Below are 14929 nucleotides of genomic sequence, written 5' to 3' on the forward strand. Positions count from 1 at the left end.
ACTACGTCTATTTTAGCAGTATTCGACGTATCCGAAAAGAAAAGTTATATGAAAAGTTCATACTCTTTCTATTCAAGATCCGTTCTCTTTTTATTTTATGCTTTTTAGATAGCAAAAGGTCAGCGCCGCCTAATAGACGTTGCTGACCTTTTATAAAAATGATTTACTTTATTATTCAGCGATTGCTGCTTCTAGTGCAACAACCATCATTTCTTTAAACGTTGATTGGCGTTCTTCTGAAGAAGTCGCTTCACCAGTAATTAAATGATCTGAAATAGTTAACACAGATAATGCTTGTGCATCATATTTCGCTGCTAATGTATAAAGAGCAGCTGTTTCCATTTCTACTGCTAATACACCATAATCAGCTAATAATTCATTAGGATTTTTCTCACCATAGAATAAATCTGCTGTATAAACGTTACCAACACGTAGGTTTAAGCCTGCTTCTTTACCTGCATTATATGCTTTTAATAATAAATCAAAATCAGCAATTGGTGCGTAATCTAATCCACCAAACTGGATTTCATTCATTTTTGAGTCTGTTGTTGCACCTTGCGCTAATACTACGTCACGTACTTTTACGTCACGTTTTAAAGCACCTGCTGTCCCAACACGAATTAATTTTTTACAACCATAATCTTTTAGTAATTCAGTTGCATAAATACTAATAGATGGTACACCCATACCTGTGCCTTGTACCGACACTCGGTGGCCTTTATATGTACCTGTGTAACCAAACATATTTCGAACGTCATTGTATTGAACAGGATTTTCTAAAAACGTTTCTGCGATAAATTTAGCGCGTAAAGGATCTCCTGGTAATAGAACAATATCAGCGATTTCGCCGTCTTTTGCGTTAATATGAATACTCATATAAATTCCCTCATTTCATTTAATTATCGAAAGCCTTTTCATAACTATTTTGATTGTACTAAAAAGTCTGACCTCTGACAAACAATAATCAGTATTCCACTATATATTTCTCTTCATACATTGCCCATAAATGATCAAATGTCGCTGCATTTAAGTCATCGTCGGCTAATTCTTCGATATACAAAGAAATTTTTTCAAAGTCCATTTCTTGTTTTGGAAAAGCATGATCGTTAAATGCAGCTTCTGCAAAAACGCCGTATTCATCGCTCGCGCCACGAAAAGTTAACACATATAAATAAAAACTTGGTTGCATGATTTCTCCTTCTTTCTTCATTTATTTGAAAATACAGATTTTACACTAATTCGACAGTACTATATAATTGTACCTACCTAACAAGGGGGGTACGATTATGATAATAGACACAAAAGAAAATAAATCATCGGTTAAAAAAGAACTATTTAATACTACTTTTAAAAAAATGTGGCCTTTATTTCTTCTTCGCTGGAGAATTGTGATGACATTCGCAGCTTTATCTTTATTACTCGTTGCGATGCTTGTATTGAGTTACAATAATTTAGAAAAACTTAAGGATGAATTGAAACTATTTAATGGCGACACATTAAAAACACAGCTCGAGGTTAATAGCCTGTCTGGCAAATTAGCGGCAATTACTGCACTCGAAAAAACATATATCATTACTGGCAATACTAATGAACGTGCATTATACGATGAGCAAGCTGCCTCGTTTACAACACAAGTCGAAAAGCTACAGGAAAAGTTTAGCCGTTCTAACAATGAATTAAAACATCTCGAAACGATTTTAGCATATTACACAACATATACGAACACTGCAAACAGCGCAATGGCTATACGTGAAACAGAAGGCCTTTCAGCTGCTAAGGAATATGTATCGCGTGGTGCTGGACAAAAGGCGATGACAAATGTTAATACACAAATCAATTATATGAAAAATGCATTAAATGAAAAAAGCTCAAAAAAATTAGTCACGCTCGAAAACTCCACAACGTTGTCAGAATTAATTTTCTTTATCTTAACGCTACTCGCAATCATTGTCTTATCAATTACTGGCTTTTTATTATTCCGTTCGATTAAGCGAAATACCGCTCGTATTCAAGCAGCAATTGATGACATGGCAAATAATGGTGGTGATTTGACACAGCGTATCCACATTTCTACACGAGATGAATTTGCGCAGATTGGTCAGAGCACTAATTCATTAATTGAGTCCATCGCAGACCTTGTTGGAAATATTGATACACTGGCACATGATGTCGCAGCAAATGGTGCACAATTAAAAACATCCGCTGCTCAAAGCGCTGACATTATTCAATCTATCGCACAATCTTCAAACGTCATTTCAGAAAGTAGTGAAAATACCATTATAAATATGAATGCTGCTGCGCAAAAAATGGAAATGCTCCATAGCGCCGCAACACATTTATCGAATGATACGAATGATATGAAGAATTCTGCAGATGCGATGATTCAAGCCGCCAATGAAGGCTACGCTTCTGTACAAAATGCGGCAAATATGATGATGGAAATTGAAGAAACAATCGCGAACACAACTGGCACCGTTCAAAAGCTTGGGGACCGTTCTTCACAAATCACATCGATTATTCAAACAATTACAGAAATCGCAGATCAAACGAATTTATTAGCGCTTAATGCTTCAATTGAAGCAGCACGTGCAGGCGAAGCTGGCAAAGGCTTTTCAGTAGTAGCAGATGAAGTGCGAAATCTCGCTGAATCTTCACAGCAAGCGGCAAATGAAGTTGCTACGATGATTCATGCTATTCAGCGTGAAATCCATACCATTATTGAACAAAATGAAACAGGTGTTACGAAAGTCATTCAAGGTGTTAATTTAACAAATACAACGACGTCCTCTCTTGATATTATCGTGGCACAAACAAATGAAACACTTATGATTATTGATGATATGGCTCAAAAAATTGAAACGTTTGAAAATCATAGTGAACATGTAACCCAATCGTTTATTGAGGTAAATATAATCGCTGAGGAAAATGCGATGCAAGCTGAGGAGAATGCACAATCTGCTGAAGAAGGTGCCCGCTCTGTAGATGCAATTTATGATGCTGTTGAAAATTTATCTACGCAATCTAGTGCACTTCAAAAAATGATTGCAGCATTTAAAATTTCTTAGTTTTTTGAAACCTTCTCTTTCGAATCTCGTCCTGTTACAGGATTGCTCCACTAATGACAGGAAAGTATACACTTTCGCATATTTTAGTGGTATTATTGCCTAACAGGAGATGATTTAACATGAAATTAACAAAATACGTATTATCTTTAGGAGTACTAACTGCTTCTACATTAACAGTTGCAACACCATCTTTTGCTGCAACGACTACTGCAACAACAATGACGGGTACAGTTTTAAATCCTGTCACTGTTCGTGAAGCTGCTGATTTAAAAAGCGATTCACTTGGCGCACTTAAAAAAGGTGACAAAGTAATCGTTTATTCAACTGACAAAAATGGTTGGGTTCAAATCAAATTTAATGATAAAAAAGCATATATTTATAAAGACTACGTTAAAGTATCAACAACTACAGATGATAAAACACCAGCTACGACAACAAAATCATCAACGAAATATATTCAACAACCTGGTGCAAACGTTCGCCAAAAAGGCAATGTATCATCAAAAATTCTTGGTAAATTAACACCTGGAACAAAAGTAACTGCTTATGGTACAACAAAAGATGGTTGGGTAAAAATCAAATATAATAACAGCACAGCTTATGTGTATAAAGATTATATTGGTGCAAAAAAACCTGCTACGACAACAAAGCCATCAACACCTGCAAACACAACGAAAAAAGGCTACAACTTACAAACAGCTAAAACGTATAAATACGCTCATAATGGCTCTAATGTAACCCTTTCTAGCAAAGGTAAAAAAACATCTTCAGGCTATACGGTATGGACAATGCACGATAGCAAAACAAACAAAACATCAAAAGTTTATTTAAAAGAAGTAGCTAATAAAGGTCTTTACTATAAAAAAGCTGGCGAAAAAGCAGTGAAATTATTAAACTATCCTTTCGCAGTTGGTGACACGTATAAGAACGGCTCAATGACTTATAAAGTAACAGGCGTGAACAAAACAGTGACAACAAAAGCTGGTAAATTCACTAACACAATTACAGTTAAAGTTGGCAATGAAACGTATTATATTGCGCCAACAACAGGCGTTGTGAAAATCACAAAAGGCACAAAAACAGTATTCCAATTAAAAAGCGTTAAGTAATCTGCGCTACGCTATTTAAAAGAATCGCTTTTGCGGTTCTTTTTTTATGTAATTTTTAAACTAATAATCATATAATCGTTTTCTTTTTCTGATTTTTGTAATTTTTCAGATTTTATATTGTCACAATTGTCAATTAGTGTTAGAATTCCATTAATTGATTATATCTTATTAACTTAATAGATTTTCTTATCGAGAGAGATTGAGGGACGTGGCCCATTGACATCTCAGCAACCCCCATTGGAAGGTGCTACATCCGCGAAGACATAGTCTTACAGATAAGAAAGGACGTATTTTCAAGTGCCCCTTTCTACTGTGTAGATCGGGGTGTTTTTATTTTATTCATAAAGGATGATGACATATGACAACAATCGAAACAAAATTAGCACAGCTTGGTAATAATTCAGATGAACGCACCGGTGCAATTAATACACCCATTTATTTATCAACGGCCTATCGTCACCCAGGCCTTGGTCAATCAACAGGTTATGACTATACACGTACGAAAAACCCTACACGCGATGTTTTAGAAAGTGGCATTGCTGATTTAGAAGGTGGGACAGCTGGATTTGCTTGTAGTAGCGGTATGGCTGCTGTAGGACTTGTCTTCTCTTTATTTAAAGCGGGAGATGAAATAATCTATCCCGATGACTTATATGGAGGTACATATCGTTTAGCTAAGCAATATGAACAACAATACGATATAAAAGCGCATTTTAATCCATTCAAAGATATCAATGAAGTCACAGCACTAATCAATGATAAAACAAAAGCAATTTTTATTGAAACACCTACAAACCCATTAATGCAAGAAATTTCAATTGAAGATTATGCAGTGCTTGCACATGAACATAATCTATTGTTGATTGTCGATAATACATTTTTAACACCCTACTATCAACGTCCTATCGAGCTTGGTGCTGACATCGTTTTACATAGTGCCACGAAGTATATTGGCGGACACAATGATGTTCTAGCGGGCCTTGTTGTTGCAAAAGGTGAAGAATTAAGTGAACAACTATTTTTACAACATAATGCAAGTGGCGCAACACTTGGTGCCTTTGACTGTTGGTTATTAATTCGCGGTTTAAAAACACTTCATTTACGTATGAAACAGCATACGAAAAATGCCACTGCACTCGTAGAATTTTTAACTGCACAGCCAGAAGTGAAAGATGTCCTTTATGCTGGTCTTGGTGGCATGATTTCATTCCGCCTACAAAAAGCTGAGTGGGTACCAACATTTTTAGAAGGAATTGACCTCATTGCGTTCGCTGAGAGCCTTGGTGGCGTTGAAAGTTTTATCACCTACCCAACAACACAAACACACGCAGATATCCCTGAAGAAGAGCGTAATGCGCGAGGTGTAGATGCTTCACTCTTACGCTTCTCTGTTGGCTTAGAAGATGTCGACGATTTAACAGCAGACCTACAACGCGTTTTCGCAACATTAGAAGGAGTGACAACACATGACTAATCATAATGAAAACTTTGAAACAACTTTAATTACCGCTTCTACACGTGGTGATTACGAGACTAAGACAGGTGCAGTCAACATACCGATTTATGTATCTTCTACATTCGACCAAGAGCACTTTGATAGCTTTGGGCCATTTGACTATAGCCGTTCAGGCAACCCTACTCGTCAAGCACTTGAAAATACAATTGCTGAATTAGAACATGGTACACGTGGCTTCGCGTTTTCATCCGGCATCGCCGCAATCGCTTCTGCCCTGTTAACACTAAATGCAGGCGATCATATTGTTATTACTTCAGAGGTATATGGTGGTACATATCGCTTCGTCACGGAAGTATTACCAAAATACAATATTACACACACATTTGCAGACTTCTCTAACTTAAATGAAGTGGAAGCAGCCATTCAAGACAACACAAAAGTATTATACGCAGAAACACCTGCTAATCCTTTATTAGGCATTACAGATTTATCAGGGGTTATCGCCCTTGCTAAAAAACATCAGTTAAAAACATTTGTTGATAATACATTTATGACACCACTTTATCAAAAGCCGCTTGATTTAGGTGCAGATGTTATTCTTCATAGCGCCACAAAATTCCTTGGTGGACATAGTGATATCATCGCAGGTCTTGCTGTGACAAAAGATGAAGAAATCGGCAATGATATTTATTTCATGCAAAATTCAATGGGTGCCATTTTAGGTGCACAGGATTCCTTTTCACTTATTCAAGGCATCAAGACATTGAATGCTCGCCTAACGCTAGAAAGCGCCTCTGCTGAGAAAATCGCGCATTTCCTTGAGAAAAGTGACTATGTTACAGCGGTTCACTACCCTGGTCTTACGTCACATCCAGGGCATACTACACACTTCAAGCAAGCCACAAGTGCAGGTGCAGTTCTTTCTTTTGAATTACCCTCAAAAGAATTTACAAAAGTATTTGTTGAAAATGTACAAATCCCTATTTTCGCCGTAAGTTTAGGTGGCGTAGAATCCATTCTTTCTTATCCTGTCACAATGAGTCATGCAGCAATACCAAAAGAAGAGCGCGATAAGCGTGGTATTACAGAAGGCTTATTACGCCTCTCTGTCGGCTTAGAAAATGTGGATGATTTAATCCAAGACTTTGAACAAGCATTTGCAAAAGCAGTAGAAGCAACAGCCGTAAAATAAAAATTCATACAAAAAACAGGAACCGCCAAAGCGATTCCTGTTTTTTTATGGAGACAATAGTTATTCAAAATGAGACAAATATTCGCCATATCCTTGTTGTTCTAATTCTGCTTTCGGCACAAAACGTAGTGCTGCTGAATTAATACAATAACGTAAGCCGCCTGATTCTACAGGACCATCCGGAAACACATGTCCTAAATGTGAATCGGCTTCTTTACTACGTACTTCCGTGCGCAGCATACCAAAGCGTGTATCTGTATTTTCAGTTAATGCATCGATTGGTTTTGTAAATGCCGGCCAACCACAACCCGAGTTGAATTTCTCTTTTGATGTAAATAAAGGTTCTCCTGATACAATATCAACATACAAACCTTCCTCAAAATGCTCATCAAATTCATTGCTGTACGGTGGCTCTGTACCTTCTTCTTGTGTTACATGATATTGCATATCTGTCAGCTCTTTTAAACGTTGTTCTTTATTTTTCATAAATATTCCCCCAATGTTGTTGTTGAAATGCGACACGTCCTGAGCCATGTGAATAACGCTCGTAATGCATCGGATTTTTTTTATAATACTGTTGATGATACGCTTCTGCCACATAAAAAGGCTTTGCAGGTAAAATCTTTACAACAATTGGCTGCTGAAATTTTCCAGAAGCTTGTAATGCATCTCTTGAGGCTTCTGCAATTTCTTTTTGTTTATCATCGTGGTAAAAAATAGCCGTTTGATAACTGCCGCCGCGGTCATAAAACTGTCCTCCTGCATCCGTTGGGTCTATTAGCTTCCAATAAAGTTCTACTAATTTTTCATATGGATAAATAGCATCATCAAAAATTATTTGAACTGCTTCATAATGCCCTGTTGTCTCCGAACAAACTTGTTCATACGTTGGATTTTCAACTGTGCCACCTGTATACCCTGAAATAACAGCTTCAATTCCTGGTTGTTCATCAAATGGCTTCACCATACACCAAAAACAACCGCCAGCAAATGTTGCAACTTGTTTTGTCATCGCTCTCTACTCCTTCGATGGAATAATTACTTTCAACTCAATCTCATCATTATTTAAATCAAATTTTGTGGCACGAACATGGGCATCCGTCCCTTTTGAAACAGGCACTTCAATAGCATTCAAATTAATATATGCTTGATTCTCGCTCGGTTGAATCGTAATAAAATCCGGTAGTTTCCCTGAGTCTTTTACTAGTTTCAATGCCGTCTGTGTAGGAATATCTAGACGCCCGATAGCAATACTTGTCTGCTTTAAAATTAAATTACCTTTGTCATCAATTGACGGGTCAAAATCCATTGTCACTGGTAAGGTTGCCCCAAGAACACTCACCTTGCTCGTCAATGTAATATCTTTGTCTACAAACATTTTCATCGGCATTTGTGTATCTGCCGTTGCATCACTAATAAAATGATTCGCTAAGGTTTCAAAATCATCTGCTGTCGCTTTGACTGTCACTTCACTACCATTAATTTGGTTTAAATTCGTTGGAATAGCTTGGTCTTCACTTGAAGATGTCACCATGACAAATAATACAACAAGCGCAATGATAATAAGTGCTAGTAGTGTAAAGAAAGCCAATTTCCATTTATTTTTTATCATCGCTATTTCCCCCCATGTCTAAGTTTCCACTTGATAAAGTATATAAATCTTGCTGTTCGAGTGTCGTTAAAATACGATGTTCCATTAAACGATATCCTTTTGCATTCGGATGGAAGTAATCATTATGATAAACACTATCATCATCCGAGACAAATAAATCATTAATTGGTACAAAAATCGCATAATGATTTTCCTGTTCGATAATCGTACGCATGACATCGTTATATTCCTTCATAATGATATCTGTTTGCCCTACATCATTTGTGTAAACCGTAAATGGATTATACACACCTATTGCAATAATGGGCACTTTCTTATTTTGTTCACGAATTGCTTGGAATATTTTCTCATAGCGCTTTTCGTACGAAGGTAACTCACGGTCAAAGTCTCCTTTATCAAGACTACTCATATGAGACTTTACAATTTTCATAATATCATTGCCGCCAATTGTAAATGTAATAATATCAGCATTCTTTAATGTATCATCTAATTCGCCACTCTCAAGTTGCGCTAATAATTGATCGCTACGACGCCCTTTCTTTGCAGCATTCGTTACAGTAACACTTTTTACTCCATCCCATGTTTGCATTTCTTTTGCAAGACGCCCTACATACCCACCTTGATTTTTCTCATCGCCAATACCCTCAGTCAAGGAATCTCCTAAGGACACATAATGAATTGGCTTATCTTTGATATTCTTTTTATCGCTAAACGGCACCCAGCCACTGTCTTCTAATTGTGATGTAATATCACATGCACTAAGCACGCTAATTGATAGCACCATCACACATATTGCCCAAACCTTTCTCATACCCATCTCCCACTAAAAAAAGTTGCCCCTATGGACAACTTTAATGTTACTACTAATTGCAGCGTTTTTAAACTAATGTGATGTGATTATTCTGCATAATAGCTTAAACCAATCGCACCGACACCTGTATGCGTACTAATGATTGGAGACGTCACATTAAATCGAACATCCTCAAACCCAATTTCATTTTTAAAGAACTCTAATAAGGGCTCTGTTAACGCTAGACTATCTGCGTGTTCTAAACCAATTCCTTTAATTGTTTTACCCGCTGTATCTTCTAAAAATTGCTTTTTCAACAACTTTAATACTTGTTTATGGCTGCGCACTTTTGCGAAGTTTTTTAATGCACCATCTTCTACTATTGCAACCGGCTTAATGTTTAGCAACGCACCAACCATACCCATTCCCTTACCGATACGGCCACCTTTAATTAAATTTTCGAGCGTATCAACGACAAGGTAGAGTTTCGTATTGTCACGAACCGTTTCAACACGAGCAACAATTTCATCTAATGATTTACCTTGTTGAGCCATTTTAGCAGCTTCTAACACTTGGAAACCTAAACCCCAGGATGTAAATTGCGAATCGATTACTTTCACATTAGCGATAGACGATTCACCAGCTGATTCAGCTGAACGTACGGTACCGCTTAATGTATGTGTAAGCGTTAATACCAGAACGTCATCTCCATCTTTTCCTAGTTCATTAAATAATTCTTCAAACACACCCATTGGCGGCTGTGAGCTTTTTGGTAATGCTTTTGCTTGCGACATTTTATCTAAAAATTGTGTAGGTGTTAAGTTTTCACCGTCTTGAAATGATTCTCCATCGATAAAAACTGTTAAAGGTACGACATGAATATCGTATTTTGCAATGTCTTGTTGTGTGATTCCACTTGTGGAATCCGTTACGACATGTACACGTTTCATAATTATTGACACATCCATTTCTACTGCTTGTGAAGCATTTCTGCTCGTCTTCTTTCTGTTATATCGTATTTTACTCGTTTTTGTCATGTGATACATGTGACAAACGTCAATATTTGGATAACAAAATTAGCGTCATAATAGATTTATAAAGAAAAAACAAAAGTAAATTTAACTTTTATAGATAGGAGTGTCATTTAATGGCAACAATTACAACGTTAGATAACCGCAAGAACAATGAGGAAACATGGAATGTCATCACCCACGGTTTAGGATTTATTCTTGCAATACCTGCGCTTATCTTCTTAATTATGCGCTCCGCTTCTACCGGTTCTGCATTATATGTCACAAGCTTCACTATTTTTGGTATTTCAACAATGATCCTCTTTTTAGCTTCAACCGTTTATCATGCATCACCATTGTCGAAAAGACGTCAATTCCGCATCATCGACCACTGCTCTATTTACATTCTAATCGCTGGCACGTACACACCGTTCGCATTAATTGCGATTGGCGGTGGACTAGGCTGGACAATTTTCGGTATTGAATGGGGCCTTGCACTATGTGGTATCGTCTTTAAATTCTTCTTTATCGAACGTTTTAAAGCCGTATCACTTATTTGTTACTTAGGAATGGGCTGGCTTATCATTCTCGCCTTTAAAACCGTTGTTACGCATATTACAATGACCGGATTTTCATACTTATTAGCAGGTGGTTTAATGTATACCATCGGTGCTTTCTTCTTCGCCAATCATAAAATCCCTTATAATCATGCAATCTGGCATGTATTCGTATTAGCAGGCAGTGCCTTTATGCTTGTGACGGTTTTATTTTATGTCTAATCATTAACCGAGCTTGAAATTTCAAGCTCGGTTTTTCTATTTAAGACAATTTTAGTAGCTAGTGCCTTCTATTTCCGTTATCATTAAACACAGAATTTCAGGAGGGATGTTGAGATGAAACAATATTTAGATCTTTGCCGTCATATTTTAGCGGAAGGTCATGATAAAGGTGACCGAACAGGCACAGGTACATACAGTGTTTTCGGTTATCAAATGCGCTTTAACTTACAGGAGGGCTTTCCTCTATTAACAACTAAAAAAACAGCATTTCGTCTGATCGCAACCGAGCTTTTATGGTTTTTAAAAGGCGATACAAATGTCCGTACCTTAATCGCGCAAAACAATCATATTTGGGATGAATGGGCTTTTGAAAAGTGGGTCACTTCTACCGAATATACGGGTCCTGATATGACAGATTTTGGCCATCGTTCTTTAACAGATAACGAATTTAAAGCAGCTTATGATGAACAAATGGCTTTGTTCCAACAACGTATCTTAAACGATGATGCCTTCGCAAAAGCCTATGGAGATTTAGGTCCCGTTTACGGAAAACAATGGCGCTCATGGCCTGATGCAACGGGTGGAACAATTGACCAGTTGCATAATGTCATCGAATCGATTAAACATAATCCAAATTCACGCCGCCATATTGTTAGTGCTTGGAATCCTGCAGAAGTGGAAGATATGGCTCTACCACCTTGTCACACGCTATTCCAATTTTATGTAGCGGACGGCAAGTTATCTTGTCAGCTCTATCAGCGCTCAGCAGATGTGTTTTTAGGTGTCCCATTTAATATCGCAAGCTATGCCCTATTAACTCATTTAATCGCGAAAGAATGTGGCCTTGAAGTAGGCGATTTTGTACACACACTGGGCGATGCTCACTTATATAAAAACCATTTAAATCAAGTAAATGAACAGTTAATTCGTGAACCTCGTACATTACCACAGCTACGAATCATTACAGATAAACAATCGATTTTTGATTATGAGATGAGTGATTTAGTCATCGATGGCTATGATCCTTATCCACGAATAAAAGCACCTATTTCTGTTTAAAAAGGAGCCCTAAAAATGATTTCATTAATTGTTGCACACGATGAAAATCGCGTCATCGGATACAAAAACGACATGCCTTGGCATTTACCTGGTGATTTAGCTTATTTCAAACGCACAACTATGGGAAAACCAATTATCATGGGCCGTAAAACATTTGAATCAATCGGTCGTGCACTTCCTGGTCGTCTTAATATTGTTATTACTAGAAATGAGCACTATACTGCAGATGGTATTACGACCGTTAGTAGCTTACAACAAGCATTAGAACTTGCAGCAACGCAGCATGAGGAAGTAATGGTCATTGGTGGCGGTAAAATTTTTGCTGATGCCTTACCACTTGCAGATCGCCTCTATATTACAGAAATCCACCATCAGTTCCCAGGTGATACGTACTTCCCTGCTTATCCAGGTTGGAATGAAGTTTCTACTTCTGAACCTCAACAAGCAGATGGCTATACTTTTGAATATAAAGTATTTGAAAAATAAACTTTGTTAGCTGACACTAAAAAAGACCTGTTCAAGATATAATCTTTGAACAGGTCTTTTTTTTAGTTAATCGTTATTGTAGTTCACTATTAGATTCATTCGCTGAAGATTTAGACTGCATATATTCTTTTTGTGTCATCACATCATCCACATGCATATTAACTTCTACAACTTCTAGTCCCGTCATATGATAAATTTGTGATTTCACACTCTCTGCTGCTTGTTTGAAAATAACAGGTGCACTTTGACTATATTCTAAAATAACCTTCAAATCAACGGCTGCTTGCTTTTCTCCTACTTCCACACTAACACCATTCGTAAGACCATCTTTTGCGCCTAGTCGATTTGTTAAGCCAGCAGCAAAGCCACCTTTCATATCTAAAATGCCTTGCACTTCACGAGCTGAAATAGCTGCAATTTTTTCAACAACACTGTTATCAAATGTAAGTGAGTGGTGAAATGTACGTTCATTTTCTGTAGCTTGACGATTAATTTCTACTTGCTTATTATATGAATTTGTCATCCGATTGTCCCCCTAACGTAATTTATCAAAAAATGTTAAAAACTGTGCCGTACGGTCTTTCGCGTATCCTATACCAACACCAATTGCACATAACAAAATAATTAATAATGTTTTCCAGAAACCAAGTGTTAAAAATAAAATACCTACTAGTAACATCGTGATAAATCCAATAATACGCCATTTATATTCTTTTAAAAATTGCGCAAAGGAATGCTCTTCGTTCATGACACGACCTCCTTACTAAATAACTCGTTTATTTAATAGCTTTTGATCTAATACATTCACCTTTACATCTCGTACTGGCAATTCTGAAAAATGTTCCGTTGTATCTTTCACATCTTGACGCATTGTTTTTACAAGCGTTTGGATGCTATTCGTTTGTGCGATAAAAACGTCTAATACAATGTCGATATAAGCTGCTTTTTTCTTTTCGTACAAATAAACAGCAATGCTTGGTTGACGAACATCTTGATATTTTCCAACTGTATGTTGAATGTTTTTCTCAATAGCTCGCTTATTAAACGACATATTCCCGTCTGCGTATTTTGATGTCAAATTACGTTTTTTATGCGAGGGTGACAAACCTAAAATAATCATTACAATCGCAACCACAAGTACAACTCCCACTAAACTATATAATGTGAGCTGAAACCAATTATACGAACGTAATTCTTGTTGATACAACATCCAAGAAGGTATATCAACATATAAAAATAGTAAAATGGCTGTTGTAACAAGCAACACAAGTGCAAATAAAAAACTTAAAAGTCGCTTCATACACAATCCCTCCTAATAATTGTCAACATTAAACTTTTCCCTCCTAATGCGTGTTATAATCATTTTTTAATAAAAATCAACTATCCTATGCGTAAAATATAAAAAAGCTAGTGTTGTGTAAATACACAGCACTAGCTTTTTACTAAAAAATACTCGATTTTATTTTCTTTGAAACAAATAAATTGGAGCAGAAGTTACGTCTATATCTGCTACAAATAGGCTTCCTGCATTTGGCTGTTCTGTACGTTGTTGCTCACTTAACCCTTCAGAAGCTGTTGTAATATACAATCGAGTACTTCCTGGTTCAAAGGCACAGCTCGTAACATTTGCAGCTGGCACATCAATTGCATCGATAATTTGTTGTGTTTCAGGATCAATACAAACGACACGCGAACCGCCCCATAAAGCTACCCACAATTGATTGGTTGCATCAATCGTCATACCGTCTGGACTCCCGATTTCATTACTAAAATCATAAATAACACGACCATTTGAAAGTGTTGTTGTTTGTTCATCAAATGGATACGCCATAATTTTTTGCGTCGGTGTATCGATTGCATACATCGTATCCCCCGTATTATTCCAAGCAAGTCCATTTGAAATCGTCAAGCCCGTTAGCGCAACATTTATATCGCCGCTCTTATCAACAACATATAATTTTGCATTAGGTGTCTCCTCATCTTCATTCATTGTTCCAATCCATAGTCGCCCATAAGGATCAATACCACCATCATTAAAACGCATCGTTTCACTTAAATCCTCAAACTGAACAAACATTTCTTTTTCACCTGTTTTTGTATCAACAAACCAAATCGTATCTCGGGTTGTAACAAGTAGTGACGATGTATCCGTATTCGCGACAAAGGTCACATCCTCTTTAAATGGCAATTTCGAACTTTCCTGTGTTGCAGGTGTATAACGGTACAAATAATTATTTTTAATATCAACAAAACGTAAACACATCTCTGACGCATCCCAAACAGGGCCTTCTAATAATCGTCCTTTATATGGTTCAACAAGTCGTGCATTCATCATATACAGTCCCTCCAACATCCATTTTTTGTTATTATA

General features: G+C 37.0%; 18 protein-coding genes and 1 riboswitch. Of the genes, 7 read left to right on the forward strand and 11 right to left on the reverse strand.

The features are described from left to right. Nucleotides 1-171: 171 nt before the first annotated feature. Together deoD and QI30_RS09175 are read right to left on the reverse strand one after the other, a co-directional pair. Nucleotides 172-876 (reverse strand): purine-nucleoside phosphorylase, encoded by a 705-nt coding sequence (gene deoD / locus QI30_RS09170; protein WP_020189751.1) that lies wholly within the window; start codon nucleotides 874-876, stop codon nucleotides 172-174. 88 nt (nucleotides 877-964) lie between these two features. Then, complete coding sequence (locus tag QI30_RS09175; protein WP_020189750.1) at nucleotides 965-1189, reverse strand: YozE family protein; 225 nt, start codon at nucleotides 1187-1189, stop codon at nucleotides 965-967. 97 nt (nucleotides 1190-1286) lie between these two features. Here QI30_RS09175 and QI30_RS09180 point away from each other — a divergent pair, with 97 nt between their 5' ends. The 4 genes from QI30_RS09180 (at nucleotide 1287) to QI30_RS09195 (ending at nucleotide 6822) form a co-directional block, all read left to right on the forward strand. After that, nucleotides 1287-3065, forward strand: coding sequence for a methyl-accepting chemotaxis protein (locus tag QI30_RS09180; RefSeq protein WP_126990615.1), 1779 nt, complete (start codon nucleotides 1287-1289; stop codon nucleotides 3063-3065). Between the two features lie 119 nt (nucleotides 3066-3184). After that, nucleotides 3185-4174, forward strand: coding sequence for an SH3 domain-containing protein (locus QI30_RS09185; protein WP_126990616.1), 990 nt, complete (start codon nucleotides 3185-3187; stop codon nucleotides 4172-4174). Nucleotides 4175-4357: 183 nt separating this feature from the next. Next, nucleotides 4358-4456, forward strand: a riboswitch (SAM riboswitch). A gap of 76 nt (nucleotides 4457-4532) precedes the next feature. Further along, on the forward strand, nucleotides 4533-5648 hold the full coding sequence (locus QI30_RS09190; protein ID WP_126990617.1) for a methionine biosynthesis PLP-dependent protein: 1116 nt from the start codon (nucleotides 4533-4535) through the stop codon (nucleotides 5646-5648). Further along, nucleotides 5641-6822 (forward strand): PLP-dependent transferase, encoded by a 1182-nt coding sequence (locus QI30_RS09195; RefSeq protein WP_126990618.1) that lies wholly within the window; start codon nucleotides 5641-5643, stop codon nucleotides 6820-6822. Before QI30_RS09190 ends, QI30_RS09195 begins: the two co-directional genes overlap by 8 nt. 60 nt (nucleotides 6823-6882) lie before the next feature. Here QI30_RS09195 and msrB read toward each other — a convergent pair whose 3' ends face one another. The 5 genes from msrB to QI30_RS09220 all read right to left on the reverse strand — a co-directional run bounded on the left by msrB (nucleotide 6883) and on the right by QI30_RS09220 (nucleotide 10174). Then, the gene (gene msrB / locus QI30_RS09200) at nucleotides 6883-7308 is read right to left on the reverse strand and encodes a peptide-methionine (R)-S-oxide reductase MsrB (protein ID WP_020189745.1); all 426 of its coding nucleotides are present in this window, start codon (nucleotides 7306-7308) and stop codon (nucleotides 6883-6885) included. Beyond that, entirely contained in the window at nucleotides 7298-7834 is a 537-nt protein-coding gene (msrA, locus tag QI30_RS09205) for a peptide-methionine (S)-S-oxide reductase MsrA (protein WP_020189744.1), read from the reverse strand. The genes msrB and msrA overlap by 11 nt, the downstream gene beginning before the upstream one ends. A 6-nt stretch (nucleotides 7835-7840) precedes the next feature. Continuing rightward, a complete protein-coding gene (locus tag QI30_RS09210; protein ID WP_126990619.1) occupies nucleotides 7841-8434 on the reverse strand; it encodes a YpmS family protein in 594 nt (197 codons plus the stop codon). Continuing rightward, nucleotides 8421-9245 carry an SGNH/GDSL hydrolase family protein gene (locus QI30_RS09215; protein WP_126990620.1) on the reverse strand — a complete coding sequence of 275 codons (825 nt, stop codon included), beginning with the start codon at nucleotides 9243-9245 and terminating at the stop codon, nucleotides 8421-8423. The genes QI30_RS09210 and QI30_RS09215 overlap by 14 nt, the downstream gene beginning before the upstream one ends. A gap of 86 nt (nucleotides 9246-9331) precedes the next feature. After that, nucleotides 9332-10174, reverse strand: coding sequence for a DegV family protein (locus QI30_RS09220; protein ID WP_126990621.1), 843 nt, complete (start codon nucleotides 10172-10174; stop codon nucleotides 9332-9334). Nucleotides 10175-10371: 197 nt separating this feature from the next. Here QI30_RS09220 and trhA point away from each other — a divergent pair, with 197 nt between their 5' ends. The 3 genes from trhA (at nucleotide 10372) to QI30_RS09235 (ending at nucleotide 12558) form a co-directional block, all read left to right on the forward strand. Then, the gene (trhA, locus tag QI30_RS09225; protein WP_126990622.1) at nucleotides 10372-11013 is read left to right on the forward strand and encodes a PAQR family membrane homeostasis protein TrhA; all 642 of its coding nucleotides are present in this window, start codon (nucleotides 10372-10374) and stop codon (nucleotides 11011-11013) included. A 114-nt stretch (nucleotides 11014-11127) separates the two neighbouring features. Next, a complete protein-coding gene (locus QI30_RS09230; RefSeq protein WP_020189739.1) occupies nucleotides 11128-12072 on the forward strand; it encodes a thymidylate synthase in 945 nt (314 codons plus the stop codon). Between the two features lie 15 nt (nucleotides 12073-12087). Continuing rightward, nucleotides 12088-12558, forward strand: coding sequence for a dihydrofolate reductase (locus QI30_RS09235; RefSeq protein ID WP_020189738.1), 471 nt, complete (start codon nucleotides 12088-12090; stop codon nucleotides 12556-12558). Nucleotides 12559-12631: 73 nt separating this feature from the next. Here QI30_RS09235 and QI30_RS09240 read toward each other — a convergent pair whose 3' ends face one another. The 4 genes from QI30_RS09240 to QI30_RS09255 form a co-directional block, all read right to left on the reverse strand. Continuing rightward, on the reverse strand, nucleotides 12632-13081 hold the full coding sequence (locus QI30_RS09240) for an Asp23/Gls24 family envelope stress response protein (RefSeq protein ID WP_126990623.1): 450 nt from the start codon (nucleotides 13079-13081) through the stop codon (nucleotides 12632-12634). A gap of 12 nt (nucleotides 13082-13093) precedes the next feature. Continuing rightward, the gene (locus QI30_RS09245; protein ID WP_126990624.1) at nucleotides 13094-13306 is read right to left on the reverse strand and encodes a DUF2273 domain-containing protein; all 213 of its coding nucleotides are present in this window, start codon (nucleotides 13304-13306) and stop codon (nucleotides 13094-13096) included. Nucleotides 13307-13321: 15 nt separating this feature from the next. Next, the gene (amaP, locus tag QI30_RS09250; protein WP_126990625.1) at nucleotides 13322-13858 is read right to left on the reverse strand and encodes an alkaline shock response membrane anchor protein AmaP; all 537 of its coding nucleotides are present in this window, start codon (nucleotides 13856-13858) and stop codon (nucleotides 13322-13324) included. Between the two features lie 159 nt (nucleotides 13859-14017). After that, on the reverse strand, nucleotides 14018-14893 hold the full coding sequence (locus QI30_RS09255; RefSeq protein WP_158621021.1) for an SMP-30/gluconolactonase/LRE family protein: 876 nt from the start codon (nucleotides 14891-14893) through the stop codon (nucleotides 14018-14020). Between the last annotated feature and the right edge of the window lie 36 nt (nucleotides 14894-14929).

Source organism: Candidatus Kurthia intestinigallinarum, assembly GCF_003991225.1.
Classification (GTDB): Bacteria; Bacillota; Bacilli; order Bacillales_A; family Planococcaceae; genus Kurthia; species Kurthia populi.